Source organism: Chimaeribacter coloradensis (genome assembly GCF_002858715.1).
Lineage (GTDB): Bacteria > Pseudomonadota > Gammaproteobacteria > Enterobacterales > Enterobacteriaceae > Chimaeribacter > Chimaeribacter coloradensis.
Window position 1 is genome coordinate 1 of the sequence record NZ_PJZH01000029.1, and the last position, 13,627, is coordinate 13,627.

Sequence of the window (13,627 nt, forward strand, 5' to 3'; positions counted from 1 at the left end):
AGATCACGATCTGCATACCAGCGAAACCACCATCCCGACGCAGGGTGAGAATATGCCCGCCTATCTGGCGCGCCCGGCGGCCGCGTCCGGCCCGCTGCCGGTGGTGATTGTGGTGCAGGAAATTTTCGGCGTGCATGAACACATCCGCGATCTCTGCCGCAGGCTGGCCAAAGAGGGCTACCTGGCGATTGCGCCGGAGCTCTATTTCCGTCAGGGCGATCCGCAGCAGTACGCCACCATTGATGAGCTGTTCAGCCAGCTGGTAAGCAAAGTGCCCGACCAGCAGGTGCTGGCAGACCTTGACCACACCGCCCATTGGGCCAGCCGCCACGGCGGCGAGGCCAACCGGCTGGCGATCACCGGGTTCTGCTGGGGCGGGCGCATCGCCTGGCTCTACGCGGCCCACAACCCGCAGCTGAAAGCGGCCGCGGCCTGGTACGGCAAACTGGTGGGCGAAAAGTCCCTGAACCAGCCGAAACACCCGGTGGATGTGGCCGTGGATCTCAACGCGCCGGTGCTGGGGCTGTATGGCGGGCAGGACAGCGGCATCCCGCTGGACACGGTCGAGAGCATGCGCCAGGCGATCCGCGCGGCCAATGCCACGGCGGAAATCGTGGTCTACCCGGAAGCCGGGCATGCGTTCAATGCCGATTACCGCCCAAGCTACCATCAGGAAGCGGCCGACGACGGCTGGCAGCGGATGCTGGCCTGGTTCGCGCAACATGGCATGGCCGGCGCAGGCGGGGCACAGCCATAACAAACCCGGGCGGCGTTGACCTCCGGCACGATCAAAAAAGGGCGCAGATGCGCCCTTTTGCTTTTCCGGCAGGGTACCCGCGTCCGGCCTTTACACCGCTTCGGTGCGCAGGCGGCGGGCGGCTTTCACCATGTTCGCCAAAGACTGGCGGGTCTCCGGCCAGCCGCGGGTTTTCAGGCCGCAATCCGGGTTGACCCACAAGCGCTCCGCCGGGATGGTCTGTGCGGCTTTACGTAGCAGCGCTTCAATCCACTCCACGCTCGGCACGTTTGGCGAGTGGATGTCATACACGCCGGGGCCGATCTCGTTCGGGTAGTCGAATGCGTTGAACGCCTCCAGCAGCTCCATGTCGGAACGGGAGGTTTCGATGGTGATCACATCGGCATCCAGCGCGGCGATGGCGTCCATGATGTCGTTGAACTCGCAGTAACACATATGGGTATGGATCTGCGTCTCATCGGCGGCCACCGCGGCGTTGAGCCTGAAAGCCTCTACCGCCCAGGCGAGGTACGCCGGCCAGTCAGACTGGCGCAGCGGCAGCCCTTCGCGCAGGGCCGGTTCATCAATCTGGATGATGCCGATACCGGCTTTTTCCAGATCGGCCACCTCGTCACGCAGCGCCAGCGCGATCTGTCTGGCGATCGCCTCACGGGAGAGATCCTCACGCGGGAATGACCAGCAGAGAATCGTCACCGGCCCGGTCAGCATCCCTTTCACCGGTTTGCCGGTCAGCGACTGGGCATAGGTCGCCCACTCCACGGTGATCGCCTCCGGGCGGCTGATGTCACCGATAATCACCGGCGGTTTCACGCAGCGGGAGCCGTAGCTCTGCACCCAGCCGTTCTGGGTGAAGGCGAAGCCGTCGAGGTGTTCGCCGAAATACTCCACCATGTCATTACGCTCCGCTTCGCCATGTACCAGCACGTCGAGGCCCAGGCGCTCCTGCTCGGCGATCGCCTGTCTGATGTGCTCACTGATGCCGGTGCGGTAGGTGTTGCCGTCCAGGCGGCCCTGCCTGAAGTCCAGACGCAGGCCGCGGATCTCCGTGGTCTGCGGGAAGGAGCCGATGGTGGTGGTTGGCCAGGGCGGCAGGTGATATCTGGCGCGCTGCTTTTCGGCGCGGATCGGGTAGGCGTGCGGGCGCTCGCTGTCCCGGGCGGTGACCGCCATCAGCCGCCTGGCGACCGCCTCGTTATGGACGCGGCGGGAGTCGCGGCGGGCGCGGATCGGCGCGCTGTAGGCCTCCACGTCGTCCAGCGCGGCCCGGTCGCCCCGGTTCAGGGCGCGGGTCAGCAGCGCCAGCTCGCGGCATTTTTGCAGCGCGAAGGCGAACCAGCTTTTTACCTCGGCATCCAGCCGGGTTTCGGCATCCAGATCAATCGGGCTGTGCAGCAGGGAGCAGGTGCTGCCGAGCCACAGCGTGCGTTGCCCACCGGCCAGCGGTTGCAGGCGGTTCAGCCAGCGGCCGAGGTCAGCCCGCCAGACGTTGCGGCCGTTGATCACCCCCAGCGAGAGCACCCAGTCAGCGGGCAGCGCGTTGTCCAGCGCGGTAAGTTCATCACTCCCCGCCACCAGGTCGACGTGCAGCCCCTGCACATCCAGTTCACGGATAGTGTCGAGGTGATGGCCGATGCTGTCGAAATAGGTAGTCAGCAGCAGCTTAGCCCGGCCGCTGAGCGTGGCATAGGCGGGTTTGAACGCCTCCCGCCAGGCCTGCGGCAGCTCCAGCACCAGCGCCGGTTCATCAATCTGTACCCATTCGATGCCGCGCCCGGCCAGCTCTGCCAGCACCTGCTGGTAAACCGGCAAAATCTCATCCAGCAGGGTGAGGCGGTCGAACGGTTCACCTTTCACTTTACCGAGCCACAGGTAGGTGACCGGGCCGAGCAGCACCGGCTTGACCGGGTGGCCCAGCGCCAATGCTTCATCCACTTCATCCAGCAGTTGCGTCCAGGCCAGGGTAAAGCGCTGGCCCTGATGGAACTCCGGCACGATGTAGTGGTAGTTGGTGTTGAACCATTTGGTCATTTCCGCGGCGGCGGCCGGTTCACCGTTCGGCGCGCGCCCACGGGCGATGCGGAACAGCGTGTCGAGATCGATATTGCCGCCGGCGTCCTGGTGGCGCGGCGGCACATTGCCCAGCAGCAGGCTGGTGGTCAGCACATGATCGTACCAGGCGAAGTCGCCCACCGGCAGCAGATCGACCCCGGCATCGCGCTGTTGTTGCCAATGACGGGCGCGCAATTCCCGGCCCACCGCCTGCAGTTCCTCCTGCGTCGCCTTGCCTGCCCAGTAACGTTCCTGGGCTTTTTTCAGCTCACGGCGCAGGCCGACGCGCGGAAAACCCAGGGTATGGTTCAGAATTGTCATGGTTAACGCCCTCATTTAGCCGTCCAGATGTTTACACATCCATAATCCGCAGGTACTGTATATTCCACAAGCGCAAAATGTTCACTGTCACTGTGAAGGACTCTCATGATCGAACTTAAACACTTACGGACGCTGCAGGCGTTGCGGAACACCGGCTCCCTGGCCGCCGCCGCCGCGCAGCTTCATCAGACGCAGTCGGCGCTGTCACACCAGTTCAGCGACCTGGAGCAACGGCTGGGCTTCCGGCTGTTCGTCCGTAAGAGCCAGCCGTTGCGCTTTACGCCGCAGGGCGACATCCTGCTGCAACTGGCGGAACAGGTGTTGCCGCAGATCCAGCAGGCGCTTCAGGCGTGCCATGAGCCGCAGCAGGCCACCCTGCGCATCGCCATTGAGTGCCACAGCTGCATCCAGTGGCTGACCCCGGCGCTGGACAACTTCCGCCAGCGCTTCCCGCAGGTCATCATGGATTTCAAATCGGGCGTGACCTTTGACCCGCAACCGGCGCTGCAACAGGGCGAGCTGGACGTGGTGCTGACTTCGGACATCCTGCCGCACAGCGGCCTGCACTACACGCCGATGTTTGATTTCGAAGTGCGGCTGGTATTGGCACCGGATCACCCGCTGGCCACCAAAGCGCAGATCCTGCCGGAAGACCTGAGTGACGAAACGCTGATGATCTACCCGGTACAGCGCCAGCGGCTCGACATCTGGCGTCACTTCCTGCAACCGGCAGGCGTCAGCCCGGCGTTGAAAAACGTGGATAACACCCTGCTGCTGATTCAGATGGTGGCGGCGCGCATGGGGATTGCTGCGCTGCCGCACTGGGTGGTGGAGAGTTTTGAGCGCCAGGGACTGATTGTGACCAAGACGCTGGGGAGCGGATTATGGAGCCGGCTGTATGCCGCGGTGCGCGAAGGCGAGCAGCGCCAGCCGGTGACAGACGCCTTTATTCGTTCGGCGCGCCAGCACGCCTGCGATCATCTGCCGTTTGTGCGGGACGCGGCGCGACCCAGCGCCGGTGTACCCACAGCGATGCCATTATCACTGCACCTCCCAGAATAAAGCTCGGCCAGTGGGGCTGCTGCTGCCAGATCGCCAGATTGACCAGCAGCCCGGCCGGGACGTGGAAATTATTCATAATCCCCAGCGTTCCGGCATCCACCTGCGTCGCCCCGACGTTCCACATAAAGTAGCCCAGCGCGGACGCCCCTACCCCCAGCCAGATCAGGATGCCCCACTGCAGCGAGGTGGTCGGCAGCTTCTGCGGGTTGCCGAACAGCGCCCACGCCACAATCGCACAGAGCACCGCGCCGATGTAGAACCAGGAGAAAGCCGTGTGTTGCGGCATCGGCCGCGTCTCCATCAGCCGTTTGTACCCCACCTGGCCGATGGCGAAGCAGAGGTTCGCCGCCTGCACCAGCAGCAGGCCGATCACAAAGTGCTCGCTGATGTGGTCGTAACGGATGATCGCCGCGCCCACCACCGCCAGCAGGGCGCTGAGGGCATACCCCAGGCGCACGCCGCGCCCGCTGATCAGGTCATAAATCAGCGTCACGTAGAGCGGGGTCATGACGGTAAACAGCAGGAATTCCGGCACCGTCAGGTAGAGGTAGGCCTGAAAGCTGATCAGGTACATGATGCCGAGCTGCATCGCGCCGACGCCCATATAGAACAGCAGCGTCGAGGCTTTATGGCCGCGCCAGCGCAGGAACGGCAGGAACACCAGCGCCGCCAGCACCAGCCGTACCAGCACGGAGAAGACGCTGTCCACCTGCCCGGCCAGGTACTCGCCGATCAGGCTGAAGGAGAACGCCCACAAAATGGTGGTGATAATCAGTAAAAACACGGTGATTGTCGCTATCAAAGGGAAAAGGGGATTGTAACGGAAGCGGGCAGGCAAAAATCATCGAAGATGGTTTACAGGTGATTATTATTTACACAAACAGACGCACCTTTACGGCCTTGTTCCGGTACAGGGCCGCCGGGATGGCATACACTGAAAGCTTAGGAAGACCACGCCCGCGAACAGCAACGGAGGAGCACCATGAAGAAAATCACCCTGATCGCCTGCGCCCTGGCCACCGGCCTTATCACCGGCAGCGCCGTGGCGGACACCCTGAAACCGCTGTCGCCGCAGCAGCGCCAGCAGCAACTGCTGAACAACCCGGCGCAGCGCAACACCCAGCAGCGGATGCAGACTAACCAGCAGCTCCAGCAACGCCAGCTGGAGGTGGATCGCCGCGCCAGCACACAGCAGCAGAACCAGCAGTTGCGTACCCAGATGCAGACCAATCAGCAGCGCATCCAGCAGAACCAGCCCGGCAACCGATAGGGCGTAAAGGGCGTCAGATCCGGACGCCCAGCATCGTCAGGATCAGCGGCGTGGTGATGCCCGACAGCGCCGTGGACATCACCAGGCTGGCGGCCGCCGGCCCGGCCAGCACGTTGAACTGGCGCGACATCAGGTAGACGTTTACCCCCACCGCCATCGACCCGAGCAGCACCACCACGCGGGTCTCCATCGCCGGCAGATGCAGCGCCACCGCCAGCAGCCAGACCACCAGCGGCTGCACCAGCAGCTTCATCACACAGATGGCGGAGCTGAGCTTCCAGCCGTCCCGTACCCGGTACTCCGCCAGCCCCATGCCCAGCACCACCAGCGACAGCGGTGCCGCGCTCTGCCCCAGCATCGACACCGGCTGGTCGATAAAACGGGGCAGCGGCAGGCGTGTCAGGCTGAACAGAGTGCCGGAGATAATGCCGATAATCAGCGGGTTAGTCAGCACACTGCGGGCGGTTTTGGCGAAGCCCGCCAGCGTCGGCGAGCCGTTGCGCGCCCACTCGATCGAGATGGTGACCAGCGTCCAGAGGATCAGCCCGTTGAACACCAGCACCAGCGCCACCGAGGGCACGGCGGCCTCACCCAGCATCACGGTGGCGATCGGCAGCCCCAGCATCACGTTATTGGAGAAGATGCCGCCGAGGGCAAACACCGAGCCGGAGATGCCGTCGAGCCGGAACAGGTGCTTTGCCAGCACCCGGCCCAGCACGAACACAATCAGGCAACTGCCGAAAAAGGCGATCAGCAGGCGGGCATCCACGGCGGGGCGTTTGGTGAAATCACACATCATGCGGAACAGCATGGCGGGCAGCGCGACGGAGAAGACCAGGCGGGTCATGCCGTCAGTAATGGAGGCGGGCCATTTCCCCCAGCGAACCAGCCCATATCCCAGCACGATCAAGACAAATAACGGCACCGACAGCAAAATCTGATGCCAAAGCGACAGCATAAAAGCAGGCATGACAATCCTTGCATAAACGGCCGACGCCAGATACCGCAGGCCCCGGGAAGTGAGTGAACACGGCCTGCGTATCGTTAGGCGTCTACTACTTCGCCTGCTACGTAAAGTCCGCGCCCATCAAATCTATCCGGTCAGTACAGATACAGTCAACGCCCCAACTGAGCAAAAGGCGCGCACGCTCCGGGCTGTTCACGGTATACACCAGAATCCGCAGCCCGGCCGCTTTCAGCGCCTCCACCCGCGCCTGCGTCAGCGCCTGGTGGTTGATATGCAACGACACACAGGCGAGCTGGGTGGTCAGCGTTTGCCAGTCTTCGTCCCACTCATCCAGCAGCAGGCCGCGCGGCAGCTCCGGCACCGCCTGTTGGGCGGCGGCCAGCGCCTCCACCGAGAAGGAGGAGAGCAGCGGCGGCACCGGTTGCCCCTCCCACAGCAGGCGGGCGGCGGAGGCAACCACTTTGCCGGTCTCCTCCTCTGTGCCGGTGGTGGGCTTGATCTCAATGTTCGCCATCAGCCCGTGCTGTGCGCAGCGGTCTGCCACTTCCGAGAGCAGCGGCAGCTTCTCGCCGCGAAAGGCGGTGCTGTACCAGTTCCCGGCATCCAGCGTCACCAGCTTCTCCCACGGCAGGTCACCCGCCACGCCCCAGCCGTTGCTGGTGCGGTCCAGCGTGTCGTCGTGCAGCAGGAAGATCTGGCCGTCCTGCGCCAGCTTCACATCAAACTCAATCATCCGGTGGCCAAGGCGCACCCCGGTCTCAATCGCCGCCAGCGTATTTTCCGGGGCCAGCGAGCCGCCGCCCCGGTGCGCCACAATGCGCGGGTAAGGCCAGTCTGTTGTCATTATTCCATCCGTAATCCATCAGCCGTGTCAAAAATGTGCAGCGCCTGCGGCGGCAGCACCAGCGAAAGCTCAGACCCCACCGCCGGGCAGTGCTCATGGGAGAGCCGCACCACCACGCCCTGCCCGCCCCACTGGCCGTGGGCGAGGTTATCCGCCCCCAGCCGCTCCAGGGTCACCACTTTCAGCGGCAGGCCGCGGGTGGTGCCGTCCGCCAGCTGAATATGCTCCGGCCGGATGCCCACGGTCAACGCCCGGCGGCTCCAGGCGGGGCGCACCTCCGGCAGCGGCAGGGCGGTGCCGTCCGCCAGCAGCAGCGCACTGCCCTCGGCATCGACTTCGCCGTCCAGCAAATTCATCGCCGGGGAGCCCATAAACCCGGCGACAAAACGGCTGGCCGGGCGCTGGTAAATCTCCGACGGCGTGCCGATCTGCTCCGCCACCCCTTTGTTCATCACAATCACCCGCTGCGCCAGCGTCATCGCTTCCACCTGATCGTGGGTGACGTAGAGGCTGGTGGTGCGCAGGCGGCGGTGCAGTTGTTGCAGCTCCAGCCGCATCTGCACCCGCAGCTTGGCATCGAGGTTCGACAGCGGCTCATCAAACAAAAACACCGCCGGTTCACGCACAATCGCCCGCCCCATCGCTACCCGCTGGCGCTGGCCGCCGGAAAGCTCACGCGGTTTGCGCTTCAGCAGCGGCTGAAGCTCCAGAATGCGCGCCGCCTCTCCGACCCTTTCTGCGATCTGCGCCTTGCCGAAGCCGCGGATCTTCAGGCCGTAGGCCATGTTGTCAAACACGCTCATGTGCGGGTAGAGCGCATAATTCTGGAACACCATCGCGATGCCGCGATCTTTTGGCTCCAGCTCGGTGACGCGCCGGTCGCCGATGTAGATGTCGCCGCTGCTGGTGCGCTCCAGCCCGGCCACCATCCGCAGCAGCGTGGACTTGCCGCAGCCGGAGGGGCCGACCATCACAATAAATTCGCCGTCGGCCACGTCCAGATCAATCTGGCGGATCACCGGGGTTTTGCCGTCATAACTCTTGCTGACCGCCTGCAATTTCAGATTCGCCATAACTCACTTCTCACTGTCAACCAGACCACGGACAAACCAACGCTGCATCGTCAGCACCACCACCAGCGGCGGCAACAGGGTCAGCAGCATCGCCGCCATCACCTGGTTCCATTGGGTTACCCCATCGCCAAGGGAGATCATGCTTTTGATCCCGGCCACGGCGGTGCCCATCGAGACATCGCTGGTGATCAGGATCGGCCACAGATATTGGTTCCAGCCATAAATAAAGGTGATAACAAACAGCGCAGCCAGATTGGTCTTTGACAGCGGCAGTACCACATCCCAGAAGAAACGCATCGGCCCCGCGCCATCAATGCGCGCCGCTTCCAGCAGCTCGTCCGGCAGTGTCATAAAGAACTGGCGGAACAGGAAGGTCGCGGTGGCGGAGGCCATTAACGGCAGCGTCAGGCCGGTGTAGCTGTCCATCAGGTGCAGGCCGGCCATCACCTCGACCGTGGGGAAGATCCGCACCTCCACCGGCAGCATCAGGGTGAGGAAGATCATCCAGAAGAAGAGGCTGCGCAGTGGGAACCGGAAATAGACAATGGCGTAAGCCGAGATAATCGACACGCTGATCTTGCCAATAGTGATCACAATCGCCATCACAAAGCTGTTGAACAGCAGCAGGCTGAACGGCGCGCTGTGGCGGCTGACCCCCTGCGTCCAGATGGTGCTGATGTTCTCCCATAAATGGCTGCCGGGCAGCAGCGTCATCGGCACCTGGAACACCTGCTGGTTATCCAGCGTGGCGGCCACAAAGGCCACATAGAGCGGGAACAGCACCACCAGCACGCCGAGCAGCAGCATCACATGGCAGAAAATATCCAGCCCTCTACGGTTTTCGATCATTGGTAGCGCACCTTACGCTCAACAAAGCGGAACTGGAGCACCGTCAGCCCAATCACCAGCAGCATCAGCACCACCGATTGCGCGGCGGAACTGGCCAGATCCAGCCCGGCAAAGCCCTCACGGTAAATTTTGTAGATAAGGGTGGTGGTCGCCTGCACCGGCCCGCCGGCCGTGGCCGCGTCGATCACCGGGAAGGTGTCGAAGAAGGCGTAGACCAGGTTGACCACCAGCAGGAAGAAACTCACCGGCGAGATCAGCGGCAGCACCAGGTTGAAGAAGCGCCGGACCGGCCCTGCGCCGTCAATCGCCGCCGCTTCCACCAGCGAACGCGGGATAGACTGCAACGCCGCGAGGAAAAACAGGAAGTTATAGCTCACCTGTTTCCAGACCGAGGCCACCACCACCAGCGCCATCGCCTGCCCGCTGAACTGGGCGTGGTTCCAGTCGTAGCCCATCTCCCCCAGCCAGTGGCTGATCAGCCCCATGCCGGGGTTGAACAGGAACATCCAGAGCACCGCGGCCACCGCCGGGGCGACCGCGTAAGGCAGGATAAACAGCGTCTGGTAGATCCGGCGCGCCCGCACTACCCGGTCAACCAGCGCCGCCAGCAGCAGGGAGATCACCAGCCCGCTCACCGCCACCAGCCCGCTGAAAATCAGCGTGGTGGAGAAGGATTCCAGGTAGGTGTCGTCCTGCCACAGGGCGCTGAAGTTCTCCAGCCCGACAAACTCGCTGGAGATGCCGAACGGATCGAGGCGCTGCACCGAGTACCACAGCGCCTCCCCTGCCGGCCAGATAAAGAAGATCACGGTAATCAGCAGTTGCGGCAAAACCAGCAGATAGGGCAGCCAGCGACTGCGGAACCCGGGGCGCGACAGGGACATCAGGCTCTCCTTGTGTGACGTAGCCTTGTGTTATTTGGTCGAGGCTTCGAAGCGGCGCAGCAGCACGTCACCGCGCTTAACGGCAGAATCCAGCGCCTGTTGCGCGGTTTTCTTGCCGGTCCAGACGCTCTCCAGCTCCTCATCCACCACGGTGCGGATCTGCGGCATGTTGCCCAGGCGCAGGCCGCGGGTGAACGGCAACGGCGGCTTGTTCAGCATCTGGCGGGTGGCGGTGTCCGCGCCCGGGTTCTTGTCATAGAAGCCCTGCTGGCGGGTCAGCTCGTAAGCGGCAGTGGTGATGGGCAGGTAGCCGGTTTTCTGGTGCCACTCGGCGGCGATCTCCGGCTGGGTCAGGAACTGCATAAACTGCGCCACGCCTTTGTAGGTCGCCGCGTCTTTGCCGTTCATGACCCACAGGCTCGCCCCGCCGATAATGGCGTTCTGCGGCGCGCCTTTGACGTCGGCGTCATACGGCATCATGCCGACGCCGTAGTTGAATTTGGCATAGTGGCGGATGTCGGCCAGCGAGCCGGAAGAGGCGGTGGTGATGCCGCAGTCCCCGTTGTAGAACTTGGCGGTGGACTCATCTTTGCGGCCGAAATAGGTGAAGCCGCCCGCTTTGCTGAGGTCAGCCAGCATCTGGATGTGCTTGACCTGCTCCGGCTTGTTGAATTCCAGCGCGGCGTCGGTGCCGTCAAAACCGTTGTTTTTGCTGGCAACCGGCAGGCCGTGCCAGGCGCTGAAGTTCTCGATCTGAATCCAGCCCTGCCAGCCGCTGGCGTAGCCGCACTTCATGCCGGCCGCGCGCAGTTTGGCGGTGTAGGCCGCCAGATCCTGCCAGGTTTTCGGCGGCTGCTCCGGGTCCAGCCCCGCTTTCTTAAAGGCATCTTTGTTGTAGTAGAGCACCGGCGTGGAGCTGTTAAACGGCTGGGAGAGCAAATGGCCGCTTTTGGCGTCGGTGTAGTAACCGGAAACGGTCGGCACAAACACCGACTCATCAAACGGCACGCCCGCTTCACTGAACACCTGATAAACCGGTTTAATCGCTTTGCTGGCCATCATGGTGGCAGTGCCGACCTCATACACCTGGAGGATGGCGGGCGCATTGCCGGAGCGGTACGCCGCAATCCCGGCCGCCAGGCTCTGCTCATAATTCCCTTTATAGACCGGCACGATTTTCACGTCCGGGTGGGCCTGGTTAAAGCGATCCGCGAGGGAATCCACTTCCACGCCCAGTTCGCCTTCCATAGAGTGCCAGAACGGAATGGTGGTGACGGCCAGTGCGTTTGTGCTGAAGGTCAGTGCCAGTGCCGTACAGAGCGCAGCGGTTTTGAGCCGGGGTGAAAAGGTAGGGGAAATAAACATGCCTGTCTCCTGAAAAGGGGGGGTGTACGGCACGGTGCGGTAAGCCACTCATGCATTAACACATTTTCGAAACCGGGAGCTAACATGACACGATAAAATGATAGAAAAATAACCGTTAAATGACAATAAAATGACAAGTGAATGAAGTGAGGGTGACGGGAAGATGGCAAAAATGGGACGAAGCGCCGGAAAGACGCTTCGCCGTTAACAATTACAGAGCGCGTTTCAGGCGGGCCACGGCTTCCTGCATCTGCTGTTCGGTCGCGGTAGCGAAGGAGAGGCGGAAGGTGGAGTGGTCCGGCTCGGCAGCGAAGAAGTATTCGCCCGGCACAAACACCACGCCCTGTTTCAGCGTCTCCTGCAACCACTCCGCGGTGTTGCGCGGCTGGCGGAATTTCGCCCACAGGAACATGCCGCCTTTCGGCATCTCGAAGGTCACCTGATCGCCCAGCTCCTGCTCCAGCAGCGAGGCCAGCACTTCACACTTGTGCTTATAGGCGGCGCGGATGGTCTCGATCTGCGCCGGTAACCGCCCCAGCCCGAGGTAATATTCCGCCACCACCTGCGACAGCGAGCTGGCGTGCAGATCCGCCGCCTGCTTGATGCTGGCGACTTTGTGCAGCAGCCACGACGGCATGATCACCCAGCCCAGACGCAGGCCCGGTGCCAGGATTTTGGAGAAGGTGGAGGTGTAGATGACGTTGTCGGTATGGCCGTTCAGGGCGGTCGCCAGCTCAAACAGCGTCGGGTTGCGTTCGTCGGTGAAACGCAGCTCGCCGTAGGGGTCATCCTCAATGATCAGGAAACGGTGCTCGGCGGCCAGCGTCACCAGCTGTTCGCGGCGCGCCCGGCTCAGGGAGACGCCGCTCGGGTTGCCGAAGGTCGGCACCAGGTAGACGCCCTTGATGATCTGGGTTTTCAGCAGCTCGGCCAGATCGTCAACGATCATGCCGTCGCGGTCGGATCGCACCGTAAGCAGCTTCGCCTCGGCCAGCTCCAGGGTTTGCAGCGCCGCCAGGTAGGTCGGGCTTTCCACCACAAACACGTCGCCGGGGTTGACCAGCGCCCGCATCACCAGATCCAGCGCCTGCTGGGAACCGGCAGTGACCACGATATCTTCCGGACGGGTCACGATGCCGCGCTCGGCGCATAAGCCGGTGATGCGCTCACGCAGGGTGTGGCTGCCTTCGGTAAGGCCATACTGGAACGCATTTTTTGGCTGCTCGGTGATCGCAAGCTGGGTCGCCTGGCTCAGCCCCTCAAAATCAAACAGCGCATCCGACGGAATACCGCCGGCCAGCGAGATGACGTTCTCCATTTTACTGTGCTTAAGCAGCTCGCGGATGGCCGAACTTTTCAGCCTGATCATACGCTGTGCCAGTAATCCTTCAGTGTTCATCTCTTTTTTCATCGGTTAATTCGCTAAAAATAGGTGCCTGAAAAAAGGGGCGTTGCCGCCCCCGTCCGGTCAGCCGCCCAGGTAGGCGCTGCGTACCGCTTCGTTTGCCAACAGGGCTTCGCCGCTGTCCTCCAGCACCACGTGGCCGTTTTCCAGCACGTAGCCGCGGTCGGCCAGCTTCAGCGCCTGGTTGGCGTTCTGTTCCACCAGGAAGATGGTCATGCCCTCTTCCCGCAACTGCTGGATGGTGTCAAAAATCTGCTGGATGATGATGGGCGCCAGTCCCAGCGACGGCTCGTCCAGCAGCAGCAGTTTCGGCTGGCTCATCAGCGCGCGGCCGATGGCCAGCATCTGCTGCTCGCCGCCGGACATGGTGCCGGCGCGCTGCGCCTCGCGCTCTTTCAGCCGCGGGAACAGGGTATAAACCCGCGCCAGCCGCTGCTGGAACTGATCTTTCGCCGCAAAAAAACCGCCCATCGCCAGGTTCTCTTCCACCGTCATGCGGGAGAAGACCCGCCGCCCTTCCGGCACAATGGCGATCGCCCCGCGCATGATCTGCGCCGTCTGCCAGTCGGTAATATCCCGGCCCTCGAAGCGGATCCGGCCGGAACTGGCGCGCGGCTCGCCGCACAGGGTGCCGAGCAGCGTGGTTTTCCCCGCGCCGTTCGCCCCGATAAGCGTGACGATCTCACCTTTGTCGATATGCAACGTGACATCATGCAGCGCCTGAATCTTGCCATAATGGGCGGAAACCTGATTTAACGACAACATCGGATTTAATGACACA

At 62.8% G+C, this 13,627-nt stretch carries 13 protein-coding genes; 3 read left to right on the plus strand and 10 right to left on the minus strand.

Going from position 1 to position 13,627, the window contains the following annotated elements; translation table 11 throughout:
* A partial coding sequence (locus CYR32_RS18240; RefSeq protein WP_101826578.1) for a dienelactone hydrolase family protein occupies window positions 1–757 on the plus strand: 757 nt, incomplete at its 5' end.
* A 90-nt stretch (window positions 758–847) separates the two neighbouring features.
* Here CYR32_RS18240 and metE read toward each other — a convergent pair.
* On the minus strand, window positions 848–3,127 hold the full coding sequence (metE, locus tag CYR32_RS18245) for a 5-methyltetrahydropteroyltriglutamate--homocysteine S-methyltransferase (RefSeq protein WP_101826579.1): 2,280 nt from the start codon (window positions 3,125–3,127) through the stop codon (window positions 848–850).
* 105 nt (window positions 3,128–3,232) lie between these two features.
* Here metE and metR point away from each other — a divergent pair, with 105 nt between their 5' ends.
* Complete coding sequence (metR, locus tag CYR32_RS18250) at window positions 3,233–4,189, plus strand: HTH-type transcriptional regulator MetR (protein ID WP_146000724.1); 957 nt, start codon at window positions 3,233–3,235, stop codon at window positions 4,187–4,189.
* Here the strand turns inward: metR and CYR32_RS18255 are convergent.
* Window positions 4,074–4,973 (minus strand): carboxylate/amino acid/amine transporter, encoded by a 900-nt coding sequence (locus CYR32_RS18255; RefSeq protein WP_101826580.1) that lies wholly within the window; start codon window positions 4,971–4,973, stop codon window positions 4,074–4,076. The two genes, metR and CYR32_RS18255, sit on opposite strands and share 116 nt — an antisense overlap.
* A gap of 198 nt (window positions 4,974–5,171) precedes the next feature.
* Between CYR32_RS18255 and CYR32_RS18260 the strand changes: the two genes are divergently transcribed.
* On the plus strand, window positions 5,172–5,459 hold the full coding sequence (locus CYR32_RS18260) for a DUF2756 domain-containing protein (RefSeq protein WP_101826581.1): 288 nt from the start codon (window positions 5,172–5,174) through the stop codon (window positions 5,457–5,459).
* A 13-nt stretch (window positions 5,460–5,472) separates the two neighbouring features.
* Here CYR32_RS18260 and CYR32_RS18265 read toward each other — a convergent pair whose 3' ends face one another.
* The 8 genes from CYR32_RS18265 to livF all read right to left on the minus strand — a co-directional run bounded on the left by CYR32_RS18265 (window position 5,473) and on the right by livF (window position 13,611).
* The gene (locus tag CYR32_RS18265) at window positions 5,473–6,429 is read right to left on the minus strand and encodes an AEC family transporter (RefSeq protein WP_101826582.1); all 957 of its coding nucleotides are present in this window, start codon (window positions 6,427–6,429) and stop codon (window positions 5,473–5,475) included.
* A gap of 97 nt (window positions 6,430–6,526) precedes the next feature.
* Window positions 6,527–7,270 carry a glycerophosphodiester phosphodiesterase gene (ugpQ, locus tag CYR32_RS18270; protein ID WP_101826583.1) on the minus strand — a complete coding sequence of 248 codons (744 nt, stop codon included), beginning with the start codon at window positions 7,268–7,270 and terminating at the stop codon, window positions 6,527–6,529.
* Complete coding sequence (locus tag CYR32_RS18275; protein WP_101826584.1) at window positions 7,270–8,343, minus strand: sn-glycerol-3-phosphate import ATP-binding protein UgpC; 1,074 nt, start codon at window positions 8,341–8,343, stop codon at window positions 7,270–7,272. Before CYR32_RS18275 ends, ugpQ begins: the two co-directional genes overlap by 1 nt.
* A gap of 3 nt (window positions 8,344–8,346) precedes the next feature.
* Window positions 8,347–9,192, minus strand: coding sequence for a sn-glycerol-3-phosphate ABC transporter permease UgpE (ugpE, locus tag CYR32_RS18280; RefSeq protein ID WP_101826585.1), 846 nt, complete (start codon window positions 9,190–9,192; stop codon window positions 8,347–8,349).
* Window positions 9,189–10,076 carry a sn-glycerol-3-phosphate ABC transporter permease UgpA gene (gene ugpA, locus CYR32_RS18285; RefSeq protein ID WP_101826586.1) on the minus strand — a complete coding sequence of 296 codons (888 nt, stop codon included), beginning with the start codon at window positions 10,074–10,076 and terminating at the stop codon, window positions 9,189–9,191. Before ugpA ends, ugpE begins: the two co-directional genes overlap by 4 nt.
* Before the next feature lie 30 nt (window positions 10,077–10,106).
* Window positions 10,107–11,441, minus strand: a complete 1,335-nt coding sequence (gene ugpB, locus CYR32_RS18290; RefSeq protein WP_101826587.1) for a sn-glycerol-3-phosphate ABC transporter substrate-binding protein UgpB — start codon at window positions 11,439–11,441, stop codon at window positions 10,107–10,109.
* A gap of 211 nt (window positions 11,442–11,652) precedes the next feature.
* Entirely contained in the window at window positions 11,653–12,840 is a 1,188-nt protein-coding gene (locus CYR32_RS18295; protein WP_101826622.1) for an aminotransferase-like domain-containing protein, read from the minus strand.
* A gap of 69 nt (window positions 12,841–12,909) precedes the next feature.
* Complete coding sequence (livF, locus tag CYR32_RS18300) at window positions 12,910–13,611, minus strand: high-affinity branched-chain amino acid ABC transporter ATP-binding protein LivF (protein WP_101826588.1); 702 nt, start codon at window positions 13,609–13,611, stop codon at window positions 12,910–12,912.
* Between the last annotated feature and the right edge of the window lie 16 nt (window positions 13,612–13,627).

Coding starts and splice junctions, on each gene's coding strand:
- metE (WP_101826579.1), bottom strand. CDS start 3,127: ATGACAATTCTGAACCATACCCTGGGTTTTCCGCGCGTCGGCCTGCGC.
- CYR32_RS18260 (WP_101826581.1), top strand. CDS start 5,172: ATGAAGAAAATCACCCTGATCGCCTGCGCCCTGGCCACCGGCCTTATC.
- CYR32_RS18295 (WP_101826622.1), bottom strand. CDS start 12,840: ATGAACACTGAAGGATTACTGGCACAGCGTATGATCAGGCTGAAAAGT.
- CYR32_RS18265 (WP_101826582.1), bottom strand. CDS start 6,429: ATGCCTGCTTTTATGCTGTCGCTTTGGCATCAGATTTTGCTGTCGGTG.
- ugpQ (WP_101826583.1), bottom strand. CDS start 7,270: ATGACAACAGACTGGCCTTACCCGCGCATTGTGGCGCACCGGGGCGGC.
- ugpE (WP_101826585.1), bottom strand. CDS start 9,192: ATGATCGAAAACCGTAGAGGGCTGGATATTTTCTGCCATGTGATGCTG.
- ugpB (WP_101826587.1), bottom strand. CDS start 11,441: ATGTTTATTTCCCCTACCTTTTCACCCCGGCTCAAAACCGCTGCGCTC.
- CYR32_RS18275 (WP_101826584.1), bottom strand. CDS start 8,343: ATGGCGAATCTGAAATTGCAGGCGGTCAGCAAGAGTTATGACGGCAAA.
- ugpA (WP_101826586.1), bottom strand. CDS start 10,076: ATGTCCCTGTCGCGCCCCGGGTTCCGCAGTCGCTGGCTGCCCTATCTG.
- livF (WP_101826588.1), bottom strand. CDS start 13,611: ATGTTGTCGTTAAATCAGGTTTCCGCCCATTATGGCAAGATTCAGGCG.
- metR (WP_146000724.1), top strand. CDS start 3,233: ATGATCGAACTTAAACACTTACGGACGCTGCAGGCGTTGCGGAACACC.